The sequence below is a fragment of the Candidatus Saccharimonadia bacterium genome (assembly GCA_035544015.1).
Classification (GTDB): domain Bacteria; phylum Patescibacteriota; class Saccharimonadia; order UBA4664; family UBA4664; genus UBA5169.
This window is the reverse complement of record DATKIP010000070.1, coordinates 1-1,848: the sequence shown is the minus strand read 5'-3', so window position 1 is coordinate 1,848 and position 1,848 is coordinate 1. Positions and strand designations below refer to the sequence as shown.

Sequence of the window (1,848 nt, the reverse complement as noted above, 5' to 3'; positions counted from 1 at the left end):
AGGCCTTGGCGCACCGGATCGGCGCCGTTCGCGAACACGATTGGGATCGTGGTGGTCGCGGCCTTTGCCGCGATTGCTGTCGCCGCGCCGCCGCCCGCGACGATCACCGCGACCGGCCGGCGCGCCAACTCGGTGGCGAGTGCTGGTATGCGTGCCGCCTCGTTGTTGGCCCAGCGATATTCGATCGCGACGTTCTGGCCGACGGTGAAGCCTTGTTCCTTGAGCCCCTGCGGGAAGGCGCTCACCATCTCGTCGTAGCCATCGGGTGACTGGCTATGCAGAAAGCCGATCGTCGGGATGGTGCGTTGCTGTGCGCGGTTGGGAAGGGGCCGCAACGACAGCGCAGCCGCGCTGCCGAGAAGGGCAACAAATTCGCGCCGTCTCATGGCTGTCAACCTTTCAGTCGCCCCCCGAGCCCGATGGATCGTCTTGCCGCGGGCTTGGACGACGTCTTCGGTTGTTGAAACGGTAACACAAGTCATTTCGGCCTTGTGTGAGGTATACCCCTACGCCTTGAGAACCCGAAAATCGGCGGGGTTGATGACGCGGAAATTGTCGGTGACCGAATCGCAGAAGACCGCCCAGTTTTTCGGTACCTCCTCGCGCAGGAAATGCAGAACAGATCGGCAGAACTCGTTGTAGGTCTCGTAGCCGCGGTTGTGGGTTACGTGCCGATGCATCAGTCCCCATAGCCGTTCGATCGGATCGAGGTGCGGGCAGTAGCTCGGAATGTAATGCAGCTTGATCCGGCACCCGGGTCTCGCCAGCCATGCCTGAACGAGCACAGCATGATGGTACTTGGCGTTGTCGAGAAAGACGTGAATGAGCCTCTTCGTGGGATACATCAACGCGATCGCCATCAACAGCGCGATCGTACTCAAGGCATCGATCGTCGTCGCTTCGATCATACGGGTTGCACCCGTTTCCAGATCGATGGCGCCGTGAATGTTCAGCCGTTGCCGCCCGCTGCTCTGTTCAAGCGCAACTTTGGCGTCCTTGGGCGCCCAACAGCCCGCCGGCCGCACCGCGTGCGTGGGATGCACTGCGTCGGCAAACAGCACCGCTTCATCATCGCCGAGAGTGTTGAGCAAATTCTCGTAAGCCTCGATAAAAGCCTGTTGCTTCGCGGGATCAAGCTTGCGCGGGATCACCTGCGGCTTACGATATTCCAGCTCCAGCCGTGCCAAGAGCTTGACCAGCGCCGAACGGGTGTAGCTCACGCCATAGGACTTCTCGATCCACTCGCCTACCGTGGTGCTGGTCCGTGGCAACGTTTGCGCCACCCAGTCTTTCAACCCGTCCTGCTGCGCTGCCGTCAGTTCGCAGGCGCGGCCCTGGTAGCCAAAATCAGCCAGCCAGATCAGGCCTTTCTCGCCATACAATTGGTACCAATAGCGGATCGTATCATCGTCCAGGTAGAGAACCTTCGCGATCGCCTCGCAGCTCATGCCATCGTCGAGCAGCAGCAACGCATTCGCGCGTCGCGTCAGCCGCGTCTCGGCCTTCCCATCTCGCACCAGCGCGATCAGGTCCGCCCGGATGTTAGGATCAAGAAAGCCACCGCGAATCATGCCCCCGACGAGAATCGCTTGCCGCGACAACGGCAAGCCATTTTTCGCCTACCTGCGGAATCGACGTATACTTGTTGTCGCCGCCGCTTGCCAGACCATGTGCGAGCGCTTGAATTGTGGCGGGCGACCGTTTCAGGGGTGTTTCGGCGCCAAGAAGGCGAGTAGAGTGCGAACATCGATATCGGGAATGAGGATGTCATGGGACTGAAAATCTGGGTTGCCGGTCTTTGCGCTGCGGCCATCGCGGTGGCGGCGCTCACAAGCGCCTCCGCCGAGC

At 60.9% G+C, this 1,848-nt stretch carries 2 protein-coding genes; both read right to left on the bottom strand.

Translation table 11 applies throughout. The features are described from left to right. Positions 1–386, bottom strand: a 386-nt coding sequence (locus VMT30_03575) for an ABC transporter substrate binding protein (GenBank protein ID HVQ44020.1), incomplete at its 3' end; no start/stop codon positions are given. 120 nt (positions 387–506) lie between these two features. Then, complete coding sequence (locus tag VMT30_03570; protein HVQ44019.1) at positions 507–1,571, bottom strand: IS630 family transposase; 1,065 nt, start codon at positions 1,569–1,571, stop codon at positions 507–509. Positions 1,572–1,848: the final 277 nt, after the last annotated feature.